Below are 14,112 nucleotides of genomic sequence, written 5' to 3' on the forward strand. Positions count from 1 at the left end.
TTAAAGCGGCGCTTGGCTTTATTGACGGAGGGAAATTAAGAGATGGAAGTACGCGAATATGATGCGCAGAATTATGATGTGATCGTTGTTGGTGCTGGACATGCTGGCTCAGAGGCTGCCTTGGCCGCTGCGCGGATGGGCAATGAAACCATGTTGTTGACGATCAATTTGGATATGGTGGCTTTTATGCCGTGTAACCCTTCAGTCGGGGGACCAGCTAAAGGCATCGTTGTCCGGGAGATCGACGCCTTAGGTGGTGAAATGGCCCACAACATTGATAAAACTTATATCCAAATGCGGATGCTGAATACCGGTAAAGGCCCAGCAGTACGAGCATTACGGGCACAGGCGGATAAGCACGCTTATCACCGCGCAATGAAAGATACGATTGAAAAACAGCCGCACTTAACGTTGCGCCAAGGTACTGCCGATCGTTTATTGATGGAAAACGGCGCTTGTGTTGGGATCGTTGCTAATACAGGCGCACGTTACCGGGCTAAAAGTGTTGTTTTGGCTGCCGGAACGGCCTCCCGCGGCAAAATTATTATTGGTGAGTTAATGTATTCTTCCGGTCCTAATAATTCCAAACCATCCGATAAATTATCGCTAGATTTAATGGCTCAAGGTTTGAAGTTACGGCGGTTTAAAACTGGGACCCCACCACGAGTTGATGGCACGACCATTGATTACTCGGCCACTGAGGAACAACCTGGTGACAAGGAAGTTAATCATTTTAGTTACGACACACCAGATTCAATTTATTTGAAGGATCAAATTTCTTGCTGGTTGACTTATACTAATCCAGCTACGCATAAAATTATTCGCGATAATTTAGACCGGGCACCGATGTTTTCTGGTGTGATCGAAGGGGTTGGTCCGCGCTATTGTCCTTCGATCGAAGACAAAATTGTTCGCTTTGCGGATAAGGATCACCATCAATTATTCTTGGAACCGGAAGGCCGCGACACTGAAGAATGGTACGTTCAAGGCTTTTCAACTTCCATGCCGGAAGAAGTGCAGCAAAAAATGTTGCACTCAGTGGCTGGATTGGAGCACGCTCAATTGATGCGGCCGGGTTATGCCATCGAATATGATGTGGTAGAACCTTACCAACTGCGTCCAACCTTAGAAACCAAATTGATCCCTAACTTGTTTACCGCTGGGCAAATGAATGGCACTTCTGGTTATGAAGAAGCCGCGGGCCAAGGCTTATTAGCTGGGATCAATGCTGGTTTACGGGCTAAAGGAATTGCGGAACCCTTTATTTTAAAACGTAGCGACGCTTATATTGGGGTTATGGTCGATGATCTAGTGACTAAAGGAACCAATGAGCCTTATCGCTTGTTGACTAGCCGGGCGGAATACCGCTTGATTTTACGGCACGATAATGCTGATCTGCGGTTAACCGAGCGTGGTCATGAATTAGGCCTCATTTCCGATACGCGCTACGCTAAGTTTTTAACTAAAAAAGCGGCGATCGAAAATGAATTAGCGCGCTTGAATACAGTACGGATCAAGCCTAATGAAGAAGTTAACGCCTTCTTGGCTAGCAAAGGGGCAACGCCATTGAAGGATGGTGTTTTAGCCAGTGAATTTTTACGGCGACCAGAAATGACTTATGCCGATGTTTTGCGCTTTATTCCAGCGCCAGCAGAACCATTGGATCAGCGCGTGATCGAACAAATTGAAATTCAATTGAAATACGCTGGCTACATTAAAAAAGCGGAAGAGCGGGTTGCCCGTTTGAAACGAATGGAAGCTAAGCGAATTCCGGCTAATATTGATTATGATGCGATCAACGGTTTAGCTACCGAAGCACATCAGAAATTGAAGAAGATCCAGCCAGAAACTTTGGCGCAGGCGACGCGGATCAGTGGGGTAAATCCGGCTGACATCGCCATTCTCAGTGTTTACATTGAGCAAGGCCGGATCGCTAAAGTTACCGGTTAAGCGCACTTTCAAGCGCGCTTAAAAAGCCACCAAAATTTGGTGGCTTTTTTTACTGTCTATAAATGTTTGCGGTTGCAATACTTAAAGTGGTACGGTTAGAGATATGAGTGATCAAGGAGGTTTTTAAATGACAGAACAAGTGACGATCGGTAAATCTGCCGTTACAACACGGCGTTTAGGTTTAGGTACCAATGCGGTAGGCGGTAATAATTTATTTCCGGGATTAGACGACGCTACTGGTAAGGCGGTGGTACGGGCAGGATTAGATGCCGGGATCACCTTGTTAGACACGGCTTTTTCTTATGGACTAGGACATTCAGAAGAATTGATCGGCCAAGTTTTAAAGGATTATGATCGGCATCAGGTCGTGCTGGCTTCTAAAGCCGCACAGGATTTCTCCAGTGGTGAAAAGGTGCTGAATAATTCGCCTAAGTTCTTACGGCAGGCAGTTGATGATAGTTTACGCCGCTTACAAACGGATTACTTGGATATTTTTTATATTCATTTTCCGGATGCGCAAACCCCTAAAGATGAAGCCGTTTCTACATTAAATGATTTAAAGCAGGCTGGTAAGATCCGGGCGATCGGCATTTCTAATTTTAATTTGGCTCAAGTTAAGGAAGCTAATCGGGATGGCTATGTTGATGTTGTTGAAGATCAGTTTAGTTTATTGCACCGGGAAGCAGAAGGCGACTTGCTGCCTTATCTCCAGCAGCAACAGATCAGTTTCGTCCCTTACTATCCATTGGCATCTGGTTTGTTGACCGGGAAATATAGTGCCGATGTGACTTTCCCGGCAGACGATTTGCGGCACAGTAACCCTGATTTTAAAGGTGAACGCTACACGACGATCGTTAAGAAAGTCGCACAGTTGCAGCCGATCGCTGCGGCCCATAAGGCAACAAGCGCCCAAGTGGTTTTGGCCTGGTACATGCAGAATCCGCAGGTCGGGGTGGTCATTCCTGGTGCCAAAAAGCCGGCCCAAGTGGTGGCTAATGCTCAAGCGCTGGCGCTACACTTAACGACAGCTGAATATCAGCAAATTGATCAACTATTCAAATAAAAATAAGCCCCATAAGTTAGATCAACGTTAATTTAAAGCGCGCTGATTAAATAAATAGCGCCAGTAAAAGTCGTTTTCACTTTTACTGGCGCTATTGTGTTTGTTTGAACAGCCTGCAGCCTTGCAGCAGCGTCGTCATTCATTAAGCTGTCTTACTGATTTTACCATCCATGATCTCGTATACTTGGTCAGCGTAATCGCGCAAGCGCAGATCGTGGGTCACGACAACGATGGCCTTATTTTGTGTTTTCGCTAGATCAGCTAAAAGTTGACCGACTTCCTTGACCCGCGTGCTATCTAAAGCCGCCGTAGGCTCGTCGGCCAAAACGATATCTGGATTGGTATATAAAGCCCGCGCAATGGCCACGCGCTGTTTTTGGCCGCCTGAAAGTTCAGCCGGGTACTTTTGTTGAAATTCAGCAATGCCTAATTGGTGCAATAAAGCATCTAATTGGGCAACGGTCAGGTTACCTTGTTTTTTAACGCGGTCCGCTAAGCCGAATTGTTCGCGCACAGTAAGGTAAGGAACCAAGTTATAGGCTTGTAAAATAAAGCCGATTTTGTTGAGCCGCAGCGCATCCCGTTGTTTGGCGGATAGATCATACAATGGTTGTTGATCCAAATTAACGCTACCACTATTAGGCGTTTGTAAACCGCCGGCAATGGTCAAGAAAGTACTTTTACCGGAACCAGACGGACCGATAACTAAGCTTAATTGGCCTGCTTCGGCAGTAAAGTTAATGTCGTGCAGTACATGTACACGACTAGATTTTTGCCCAAAAAATTTATTAATATTTGTTAACTGAATGGCACTCATTATTTAACCTCCAATAACACTGACAGGATCCACCCGTAAAATCATGCGGATCGGGAATAGGGAGCCGATCACACCAGTAACAACCAAGCCGGCAGCAACGGCACTTAAGATCGGAATATCAAAGGTCATCGGCACGCTGGCAGGCATTCCGAAGGCAGTGATCGCCGTAAGCAAGGTGCCGATGATCAAGCCGCTGACCACTAGAATCACGGCTTGGCCGATGGTGGCACCAATCAAGGTTTTGGCGGGGATGCCTTGCGCGCGCAAAACGGCATAATTTTGGAGCTTCTGAACAGTTAAAATATACAGGAACACCGCGATCACAATCAGGGAAATGATCATCAAGAAGGCGATCATGAAGGTGAAGGTCGTATTTTGCGCGGAATAGCCAGGTAATTTACTGATAAAGGTGTCAGTTGAATAATAACGCAGCTGATCATTTTTTTGCGTGAAGTGCCCATTTTGGCTGACGATCGCGCTGGCAATCAGGTTGGGACCAACGTTTTTTAGATTACGCCAAGCAGTTAAGCTACCATAAACGATCGGCGCAATGTTGATCTTGGCATCTTTGACGAAGCCGACAATTTTGAAACGTTGCCCGTAAGAATTTAAATGGATCCACTGACCGAGGTGATAACCGGCGTTTTGAAAGGCAGTATCGACGACGATCTCTTGGTTGGTGGTCGGTTTATGACCGGTAACCAGCTGCATATTTTTGGCAATAAATTGGTGGGCGTCTAAGCCAATAAATTGGGCACTGGTTTTGGTGTAGCCACTGGCTTTGGCGACCACCGGAACTTGGCCTAAGTAGGCTTCGTGACGCGATAATTTAGTGGGAACTTGCTGCTTAGTCAATAAGGATTGACTCATATTCACGTTGGCATCTTGGTTCAACGCGATTCGGTCGATCCCCCAAGAATCAATGGCCGTGGTGTTTTGGCGGGCTAGACCTAGTGCTAAGCTGGTCAAAATAAAAATTAAGTAACTGATCAGCACGATCATTGCAATGATCAAACCATAACGCAGTTTTTCGTGTTTGATTTCTTTAAGGGCTAAAAACATGTGATTAATCCTTTCTATTCAAGGCGATCAGCGCTTGCTCCAAACGCTGTAAAGCCTGATCCTCACTGGCGGGATCAAGTAATATTTGTTTGATAGTTGCATGGCTCAAAATGGCGCTGGACCACAGTGCGCTGGGAATATTGGCCGGCATGCTCGGTTTGGTATTGTCGGCGAGCAGTGCTTCATTTTGGCTAATATGGCGCTGGATCAGCCGATAGTAGTCACTATTGGCACTTTGATCGACGAATGCCTTGATTTGCGCAACGTAATCCTGCGGTGTGCCGTTGCGCGGTACATCCCGGTGGACGGCGGTCATTGCTTGTTTGTAAAGGTAACGGTACGCATCAGGTAGATCAGTAAAGTATTTATAGAAGGCACCGCGGGCAATGTGAGCCTGTGCGACGATCCGGGCGACTTGTGCGTGGGCCAACGGGTAATTGGAAAATTCTTGTAGCAATGCGGCTTCGATACGTGCTTTTTTAGCTGCAGCTAAGTTGAGAAACGTGGTGGAAACCATGGCTAACCTCCTTAGATCATCATATTAGTGACGCCGTGTCACTAATATACTGCATTGGTGACACCGTGTCAACTATTGAGCGAATAAAAAAATACCCTAAGCAAATTAATTTGCTAGGGTATTTTTTAAAGTTATTATTGATACTTATTTTTACTTCAGCGATTCTTTTTGCAACTGAGCTAGTAGCTGTTGTTGCGCCTGTTGCTTAGCCGCCGTTGTGTATTGTTTCTGTAACGCCTGTTGTTGCTCAGTGGTCATTTGTGGATTTTGTTTGATCGCAGCGGTCATTTTGGCTTTGACGGCGGCGGCCAGTTGTGTTTTCATTTTAGCTTGTGCTGTTTTAGCCTGTTGCTGCAACTTTTTAGCTTGCGTTGTGCTGAGAATTACCCAGTCACGGCCAACCTTAAATTCGTGGTGGCGCGCTTTAAATTCGTGATTATTACCTACGCCAGCAAATAAGAAGCGATAAAAGCCATTTCGGTAAACGTAACGACTAGTTTTAGTCACTAATTTGGCGCTTTGACTGCTGGTTTTGGTAACGCTACTAGTGGTGGTCACATCGGCCGTAGTGTGCGCCACTTTTTTCTGGGTCGTGCTATTTTTATAAATGAAGATCTTCTCATGCCCATTGCCTAGGGGCTGATACAATAACAGTTTGGCGCCAGATAGCGCTGCAGCAGAAGTTAACGGCTTTTCGGTAGTCGTTGTGACGGTTTTCATTCCCCAGTGTTGATTATCATTGGTGAACAGTAGCCCAATCGAACCGATCATAACAACTAACAGTAAACCAATAATACTGTTGCGCATAGCACCTCGTTGATTCGTAGAGATGGTCATGACGGCAAATAAAACGGCGCTTAATAAAACAAGAACGATCAGCATTATTTGACACCTCCTGTAACGCTAGGCGCTTTTTTGTCGCGGACGAAGAATGTGACGGCTAAGCCGATAACACAGAAAATCGCGGCAACAATGAAGGCAGCATGATAGCCGGAGACAACAGCGTCCATTGCTTTAGTTTTGTATTGTAGTGGCAAGCTATGCAAGACATGTTTGCCTGGCATTTGGTTGTTAGTCACGTTGGTCAACACACTGATCAAAATGGCGGTCCCAACGGAACTAGCTACCTGCCGCAACGTGTTGTTGACGGCAGTCCCATGACTGATCAAGTTCAGCGGCAAGGCGTTCATCCCGGCAGTTGTGACGGGCATCATCACCATGGCGATCCCGAACATCCGGATCGCGTATAAAATGATCAAATTGATCATTGGCGTTGCTTTCGTTAGGAAAATAAACGGAATCGTCCCGATGGTCAATAAAGTCATCCCGGTGATCGCCAAATGACGTGCTCCTAAACGGTCGAAGATCCGCCCAGTGATCGGGCTCATAATCCCCATCATCAGCGCGCCTGGCAATAAGGTTAAGCCAGAATGGAACGCTGATTCGCCACGAACCGTTTGAATATATAAGGGCAGCACCATTTCGGCACCGACCATCGCCATATTGACGACGGCGCTTAAAATGGTGGCAATTGTGAATGCTGGTGTTTTGAAAACGTGCAGTTCCAAAAATGGATTTTCAGAAACTAATTGACGCCAAGCAAATAAAGCGATGAAAATAAGCCCGATTAAAATACCGCCGATGACGATCAGACTGCCCCAACCTTCGGTACCGACTTCAGAGAAGCCGTATAATAGGCTACCGAAACCGATGGTTGAAAGAACAGCCGATAAAATATCCAAAGAGGGTTTTTCAGTTTTCAAAACTTTCCGCATGGTGAAAAATGAAGCGACGATCACCAAACCGGCGATCGGTAAAATCATGCTAAACAGCACCCGCCAGTTGTAAGTATCAATGACCCAGCCAGAAAGTGTAGGCCCAATGGCTGGCGCTAAACCAATAGCTAATCCGGCAGCTCCCATTGCGGCGCCCCGGCGTTCTGGTGGGAAAATGGATAGTGCGATCGTCTGCATTAGAGGCATTGATAAACCGACCCCAACAGCTTCGACTAAGCGGCCAGTCAGCAAGACTGCAAAATTAGGGGCTTGCCAACAGATCCAAGTGCCGATGAAGAAGATCGCCATGGCACTAATGTACAGGTATTTTGAATTGAACCGATTGATCAGCCAAGCACTGATCGGGATCATGATCCCATTAACCAGCAAAAAGCCAGTGGTTAGCCACTGGACAGTAGCTGTGGAAATATTAAATGCGTTCATTAAGGTTGGGTAGGCGGTAGCCAATAAAGTTTGGGTCAAGACCGTCGCAAACGTTCCAATAATGACTGTTGCCAATAACAAGCCACGATTATATGGCCGGCCATTGGCATCGACAGGTTGTGTTTTAACCAAGTTGTTATCCTTCTTTCATGAAAAAATCACTGTTGAAAACTATAAACCTCTCAATTTCTATTGTCAAGTAAATTGACAATACTAGTTTCTTGTTTGACAAGCGCGTCAACTATGAGATAATACGAGTAGCATTATATAGATATGGAGGAGTTTTCATATGAGTTTACAATCTAGGCTCGGAATTGATATTGATAAGTTGATCTTTGGCATTAGCCAGATCAGTCAGATGACCGCTATTTCTCCGCGGCAACTGCGTTATTGGGAAAAACGTGGTTATATTAGTTCCTTATCAAACAAAGATGGTGCCAGTCGGCAATATAATCTAAAAATGACCATTAAAATAATTGGGATCAAGCAATTTTTAGACGAAGGCTATACCTTAGCTGCCGCAGTGGAAAAGGTGGCGTATTTTGCTAAACGTAATGAATTATTACGTCATTTTATTGCTCAGCGTTTTGAGGGTACCACTGAATTAGCTGGGGAACTGGCCTTAGATTTTGGTGATCTAAATGCTAAACAGCGGCTCTACGGTGTGATCGAAGATGGGCACGCTGAATTTAAATTGCAGGAAAAAGCCTAGCATTTTCCCAACCTAACCTAGTGCCTCATAGCAATCGTAATTAAAGTCTTTAATTAATATAAATAGCGTCAGTAAAAGTAATTTTCACTTTTACTGACGCTATTTATTTGTTCCGGAGCTAAGCGTGGTTTATTGTTTGGCCTGAGCAACTAGTTTAGCCATAGCTTGCGCCTGGTAGGCGGCAGTTGCTTTGGCGGTGGTTGCTTTAGTCAGTGCTTGTTGCTGGGCAGTTGATAGGGTTGGATCTTGTTTCAACGCGTTGGTCAGCGCCGTTTTAACGGCTGCTGTGACGTAGGTTTGCCCATCTTGTTTCATTTTGGCCGCGTTAGCCTTAACCAACTTTTGTAATTTCTTGGCCTGTTGACTGCTTAAAGTCAGCCAATCTTTATTGATACCAAAGGTGTTATAGCGCTTAATAAATTTATGGTCATTATTGGCGATGCCAAACCAAAGTTTGTAGGCGTTATTTTTGTATTCCCAGCGAACCGTTTTCGTTGTGACTTTCGGTGTGCCGGTGATCACCTTGACTTTATTAGCGGTTTTGGTTGGATCAGGGTTAGTCACAGTCGATTTTTTCTGTACCTTGTGTTGCTTATAAATGTAGACCCGATTTTTCCCAGAGGTACCAACATTTTGGTAAAGCAATAGCTTCATTTGGCTCGAAGGAGAAACGGAGATCAAGTCGGTGGTACTGGTGGTGGTCACTTTTTTCATGCCAAAGTGGTCATGGTAATTGGCGACCACTAAAAAGATCGCGCCGGACAGTAAAACTGCAAAAATAAGGCTGATCACGTTGCGCAGCACTGGTTTGGACAGGCTGACCATACTGATAAATAGTAAAATCGCGAAAATAATAATGGCTGCAATGATCATTTATTTTCACCTCCAGCTAATTTTTCATCAACTTTAGTTTCTTTAGGACTGCGTTCGCTAACGAAGAAGGCAACGATCAAGCCTAAAATACAGAAAGCGATGGCAGTCCAAAAAGCAGCGTGGTAGCCGCTGACCGTGGCGTTCAGTGCCTGATTCTTATAGGATAACGGCGCTGATTTCAGCAAGCTTTTGGCCGGCATCTGATTGTTGGTGACGTTAGTTAAAATACTGACCAAAATTGCGGTGGCAACCGAGGCGGCTACCTGACGTAACGTGTTATTGACGGCAGTCCCGTTACTCATTAATTTCAGAGGTAAAGCATTCATGCCGGAAGTGGTGACTGGCATCATGCACATGGCGATACCGGCCATCCGCACGGCGTATAAAGTTACAAGGTAAATAACCGGTGTGTCTCTAGTAATAAAGGCAAAAGGAATCGTGCCGATGGTCAGCAAAAACATTCCGGTGATGGCCAAACGTTTGGCGCCGATTCGGTCGAAGATCCGCCCAGTGATCGGGCTCATAACCCCCATCATCAAGGCTCCGGCTAATAGCGTTAGGCCAGAATCCAAGGCGGAATCGCCCCGCACGATCTGTAAATACATCGGTAACACCATTTCAACCCCGACCATGGCCATATAGGAAACAGAGCCAAGCAAAGCAGAAACGGAAAATTCACGATTTTTGAAGACCCGTAATTCTAGGAAGGGATCGGCTACTGTTAATTGCCGCCAGCCAAAGAGTAAGATGAAAACCACACCAATAACTAAGCTGGCAATGACGATCATGCTGCCCCAACCTTCGGTACCGACTTCAGAAAAGCCGTATAAAAGCGTGCCGAAGCCAATGGTGGAAAGTAAAGCAGATAACCAATCCAAGTCTTTCTTCTCAGTTGGCAGCACGCTTTTCATCAACCAGATCCCAGCGATAACGACGATAAAGACGATCGGGATCAGCATGCCGAAAAGAAGGCGCCAAGTGTAAGTATCAATGACCCAACCAGAAAGGGTGGGGCCAATGGCAGGCGCCACGCCGATAACTAAACCGGCTAGACCCATGGCAGTTCCCCGACTATTTGCTGGGAAGATCGTCAGCATCAAGGTCTGCAATAAAGGCATGGTGACACCGACCCCTAAGGCTTGGATCAGCCGGCCGGTTAATAGAATCGAAAAATTAGGGGCCATGTAACAAGTGATCGTGCCGATCAGGAAAATGATCATCGCACTTTCATATAAAATTTTAGTATTAATGCGGGTGGTCAACCACGCACTAATGGGGATCATGATCCCATTGACCAACATAAAACCAGTGGTCAGCCACTGAACAGTTGAAGTGTCGATGTCAAAAGCTTTCATCAACGCTGGATAAGCAGTAGCTAGAATAGTCTGATTTAAGACGGTACAAAAAGTACCGACGAGTAAGAGAACGACAAGCCAGGTCCGATTATACGGTTTGCCGTTTGCATCAATTGCGTTTCCCAAAATAAGGCTTCCCTTCAAATTAGCAGTTAATTTAATCAGGCTCCAGTGTAAGCCACTCTTTTTTAATTGTCAACTTACTTGACACAATTAGTAAAAAATATACAATTGGTGTCAGTTGAAACGACACACTTTTTTTAAACGATGCGATAAACGGATAGATAGGAGCAACTTATGAATAGCGAATTTGATTTTATTCAGCGGGTCAAGGCGATTGCCAAGCAAGAAAAATTTGTATTAGGCATCGGGGAGTTGGCCACGGCTACCGGTGTTTCGCAACGGCAATTGCGCTATTGGGAAACGAAAGGCTATATTCAAGCGGAACATACCGCTAAAACTCATCAACACCGTAAGTATTCGTATTTTACCTTGATGAAAGTCTATATGATCCAATCGTATATGACTTCTGGATTTACGTTAAATGCTGCGGTGGAAAAAGCCGAGCAGCATGAAGAAATGGCCCAAGCACTACGGCGGCTGATCGGTGAACGTTTGTTAGATTTTAGAAATATTACCGAGGGCTATGAGCTTGACTTTGGCCAAATAGAAGGTCTGGCTGCCAGCCAGCATTTAATTTTAGTGTTGCAAGGCCGCCAGCCAGTGAAATTTGAATTACGCGCGGTAGTGCCAGAATAATTTACTTGGCGTGGTATAATGGTGTGCTGATGCAAAGGAGGTGCTGGGAATGGCCACACGAATTGGCGTGCGCGAATTAGTTGAATTTGTACTGCGCGCCGGCGACCTTAATCAGCGCCAAGGCAGTCAAAATACGGCGTTAAATGGTGCACGGATCCATCGGCGGCTGCAGAAACAACGCGGCGCTGACTACGAAAAAGAAGTTTATTTAAAACAAGCAGTTACCATGAGTGGCCGCGAATATGTGATCGACGGTCGTGCCGATGGCATCAGCCATACCACCACTAACGATTATAAAATCGAAGAGATCAAAACGTCAGAGCTGGCCTTTCCCGAAGTGAGTGAAAATACACTGCAACTGTATTGGGGTCAGGCGCAGGTCTACGGCTATATTTTGACCCAGCAACAGGAATTAGCCAGCGTGGAGCTGCAACTGACTTATTTTCAAACGACGACCGAAGCAGTCACCACAACGACTAAGAAAATGACACGCGCTGAACTCACAACCTTTTTCCAGCAACTGATCGCTGAATACGAAGAATGGCTGGTGCTACGCGATCAGTGGCGGGCACAACGCAATCAAACCGTTAAGCAGGTTACATTTCCATTTCCGGCGTACCGGGCAGGCCAGCGGGAATTGGCGGTGGCGGTGTACAAAACGATTTTGCTACAAAAACGGCTGTTTGTTGAGGCGCCGACAGGAACCGGCAAGACGATCTCAACCTTATTTCCGGCGATCAAGGCGTTGGGTGAAGATAAAATTCAGCGGGTGTTCTATTTGACGGCTAAGCAGAGCACGCGCCAAGTTGCCGAAGCGGCCGTGGCGTTATTGAGCCAGCAGGGGCTGGCGTTGAAAAGCATTACCTTGACGGCCAAAGATAAGATCACCTTCGCGGAAGAAGCTGACCTAGCGCCAGAAAATAATCCGTACATGCTAGGCTATTATGATCGGATCAAGCCTGCGCTACGCGATCTATTGACCCATGAAAATCAGTTGACGCGCGGCGTGATCGAACAGTATGCGCGCAAACATATCGTTGATCCCTTTGAATTTTCTTTGGACGCTAGTTTGTTTGCTGACGTGATCATTTGCGATTACAATTATTTATTTGATCCGCTCGTTTACTTGCAGCGCTTTTTCAGTGCGCCGGATCCAGACAACTTCTTCTTAGTCGACGAGGTGCATAATTTAGTCGGTCGTTCGCGGGCTATGTACTCGGCTAGTATTAGTAGCCAAACTTTTCAAACGGTGTTGCAACAGGCCAAAGGCGAAACCAGCGCCGGTACCAGCGCGCTGGAAAAATGCACACGCAAAGTTAAGCGGGCGCTGACTAAAATCAGTAGGCCGCTGCGGGATGATGGTGTGACGGAAATGACGGGCCAAGCACCGCTGGATTCAGTTAATCAGGCGCTGGCAGATTGGGTGGCGCAAGTTCACGACTGGTTAGCTGAATATCCGGAGCAGCCCTTGGTTGAACCGTTACTTGACGCTTATTTCGCCAGTTTAACTTATTTGAAGATCGCTGATCTCTATGATGAAACTTACCAATCATTGGTCACTTACGATCAGACCACGCACCAAACGGTGGTCAAACAATTATGTCTTGACCCTAGTGCATTTTTAGACCGCGCGCTGAGTTTAGGGGCCGGCGCGGTTTTATTTTCTGCTACTTTATCGCCGCTAAGCTACTACCAGCAAGTGTTAGGTAACAATACTGCTAGTTTAAGTTTTCGTTTGGCATCGCCATTTCCAGCGCAACAGCAAGCGTTATTGGTAACACCATATATTCAAACCACTTATCGGCAACGCGAACAAAACCTTGAGCGGATCGTGGCGAGTATCGGCGCCATGGTCAATGCAAAATGTGGAAACTATTTGGTTTTCTTACCCTCGTATGGCTATTTAGAAACTGTGCAAACGGCCTTTCAAGCGGCCTATCCGCAGGTGACCACGCTGACCCAAACGCCGCAAATGGATGAAAGTCAGCGCGCTGACTTTTTGGCGCAATTTAGCGCTGCGCCAACGCAGACGTTGGTCGGCTTTTGTGTCCTAGGCGGAATTTTTGCAGAAGGCATTGATTTAAAGGGAACGCGCTTGATCGGCGTTGCCATTGTTGGCGTTGGCTTGCCAGGTTTGTCCACCGAACGTAATTTGGTGCGCGCTTATTTTGATACGCAACAAGGCACTGGTTTTCAATTTGCCTACCAATTACCCGGCATGAATCATGTGCTGCAGGCGGCCGGCCGGCTGATTCGCGGCAGCCACGATGTTGGCGTGATCTTGTTGCTAGATCAACGCTTTGCTAGCTCGCGTTACACCAAATTATTTCCGGCTCACTGGCAACATTTTCAGCGTTGCTATTCATTGACGCAATTAACCACTCAGATCACGAATTTTTGGCAAATGGTCGCAGCAAAAAATAAAGCTTAAGACCGAGGTTCGCAGTACACTCGCCCTTTATACTGAAACCAACAACTAAAAAGGGACTTAAAAATGATTGCGGATAATTGGTGGCGCGGTGTTCAAAAAGCGCTGCACCGTTTAAGTCTTCTATTATAAAAAGTGAGGTTACCATTATGAATAATTTCTTGCGCCTTGTGGGTATGGTGTTTGTTGGCCTGTTTGTTTTAAACTTAGTCTTGCATTTACTTCCGCTCGTGTTTGGTCTCTTCTTCAAACTTATTTTCGCCGCTATTTTGATCGGTGGGATCGTTTGGGGGGTCAATTGGTTGCGCCGCGCCCGGAACTAGTCGTTAAATTTTGCGTATAAATGCTATCGTTTCT

13 protein-coding genes are annotated in these 14,112 nt (G+C 46.1%); 6 read left to right on the forward strand and 7 right to left on the reverse strand.

Annotated elements, in window-relative coordinates; genetic code table 11:
* Positions 1 to 42 precede the first annotated feature (42 nt).
* A complete protein-coding gene (mnmG, locus tag FFM78_RS07340) occupies positions 43 to 1,950 on the forward strand; it encodes a tRNA uridine-5-carboxymethylaminomethyl(34) synthesis enzyme MnmG (RefSeq protein ID WP_137637803.1) in 1,908 nt (635 codons plus the stop codon).
* Between the two features lie 127 nt (positions 1,951 to 2,077).
* Positions 2,078 to 3,013: an aldo/keto reductase gene (locus FFM78_RS07345; RefSeq protein ID WP_137637804.1), complete on the forward strand. Its 936-nt coding sequence runs from the start codon at positions 2,078 to 2,080 to the stop codon at positions 3,011 to 3,013.
* 142 nt (positions 3,014 to 3,155) lie between these two features.
* Here the strand turns inward: FFM78_RS07345 and FFM78_RS07350 are convergent, their stop codons facing one another.
* The 5 genes from FFM78_RS07350 to FFM78_RS07370 form a co-directional block, all read right to left on the reverse strand.
* Positions 3,156 to 3,830, reverse strand: coding sequence for an ABC transporter ATP-binding protein (locus tag FFM78_RS07350; protein ID WP_137637805.1), 675 nt, complete (start codon positions 3,828 to 3,830; stop codon positions 3,156 to 3,158).
* A 3-nt stretch (positions 3,831 to 3,833) separates the two neighbouring features.
* Positions 3,834 to 4,892 (reverse strand): ABC transporter permease, encoded by a 1,059-nt coding sequence (locus tag FFM78_RS07355; RefSeq protein ID WP_137637806.1) that lies wholly within the window; start codon positions 4,890 to 4,892, stop codon positions 3,834 to 3,836.
* Between the two features lie 4 nt (positions 4,893 to 4,896).
* Entirely contained in the window at positions 4,897 to 5,409 is a 513-nt protein-coding gene (locus FFM78_RS07360; protein ID WP_137637807.1) for a TetR/AcrR family transcriptional regulator, read from the reverse strand.
* A gap of 150 nt (positions 5,410 to 5,559) precedes the next feature.
* Positions 5,560 to 6,291, reverse strand: coding sequence for a DUF4811 domain-containing protein (locus tag FFM78_RS07365; RefSeq protein ID WP_137637808.1), 732 nt, complete (start codon positions 6,289 to 6,291; stop codon positions 5,560 to 5,562).
* Positions 6,291 to 7,760 carry an MDR family MFS transporter gene (locus tag FFM78_RS07370; RefSeq protein ID WP_137637809.1) on the reverse strand — a complete coding sequence of 490 codons (1,470 nt, stop codon included), beginning with the start codon at positions 7,758 to 7,760 and terminating at the stop codon, positions 6,291 to 6,293. Before FFM78_RS07370 ends, FFM78_RS07365 begins: the two co-directional genes overlap by 1 nt.
* A gap of 157 nt (positions 7,761 to 7,917) precedes the next feature.
* On the opposite strand from FFM78_RS07370, the gene FFM78_RS07375 reads away from it, so the two are divergent.
* On the forward strand, positions 7,918 to 8,340 hold the full coding sequence (locus tag FFM78_RS07375) for a MerR family transcriptional regulator (protein ID WP_137637810.1): 423 nt from the start codon (positions 7,918 to 7,920) through the stop codon (positions 8,338 to 8,340).
* A 129-nt stretch (positions 8,341 to 8,469) separates the two neighbouring features.
* Here the strand turns inward: FFM78_RS07375 and FFM78_RS07380 are convergent, their stop codons facing one another.
* Together FFM78_RS07380 and FFM78_RS07385 are read right to left on the reverse strand one after the other, a co-directional pair.
* Positions 8,470 to 9,213, reverse strand: coding sequence for a DUF4811 domain-containing protein (locus tag FFM78_RS07380; RefSeq protein ID WP_137637811.1), 744 nt, complete (start codon positions 9,211 to 9,213; stop codon positions 8,470 to 8,472).
* Positions 9,210 to 10,694 (reverse strand): MDR family MFS transporter, encoded by a 1,485-nt coding sequence (locus FFM78_RS07385; protein WP_137637812.1) that lies wholly within the window; start codon positions 10,692 to 10,694, stop codon positions 9,210 to 9,212. The genes FFM78_RS07380 and FFM78_RS07385 overlap by 4 nt, the downstream gene beginning before the upstream one ends.
* A gap of 171 nt (positions 10,695 to 10,865) precedes the next feature.
* Between FFM78_RS07385 and FFM78_RS07390 the strand changes: the two genes are divergently transcribed.
* The 3 genes from FFM78_RS07390 to FFM78_RS13855 all read left to right on the forward strand — a co-directional run bounded on the left by FFM78_RS07390 (position 10,866) and on the right by FFM78_RS13855 (position 14,078).
* Positions 10,866 to 11,327, forward strand: a complete 462-nt coding sequence (locus FFM78_RS07390) for a MerR family transcriptional regulator (RefSeq protein ID WP_137637813.1) — start codon at positions 10,866 to 10,868, stop codon at positions 11,325 to 11,327.
* A gap of 49 nt (positions 11,328 to 11,376) precedes the next feature.
* Positions 11,377 to 13,758: an ATP-dependent DNA helicase gene (locus FFM78_RS07395; protein WP_137637814.1), complete on the forward strand. Its 2,382-nt coding sequence runs from the start codon at positions 11,377 to 11,379 to the stop codon at positions 13,756 to 13,758.
* A gap of 146 nt (positions 13,759 to 13,904) precedes the next feature.
* Positions 13,905 to 14,078, forward strand: a complete 174-nt coding sequence (locus FFM78_RS13855; RefSeq protein ID WP_171001859.1) for a hypothetical protein — start codon at positions 13,905 to 13,907, stop codon at positions 14,076 to 14,078.
* Positions 14,079 to 14,112: the final 34 nt, after the last annotated feature.

It is taken from the genome of Loigolactobacillus binensis (assembly GCF_005405165.1).
GTDB classification, from domain to species: Bacteria; Bacillota; Bacilli; order Lactobacillales; family Lactobacillaceae; genus Loigolactobacillus; species Loigolactobacillus binensis.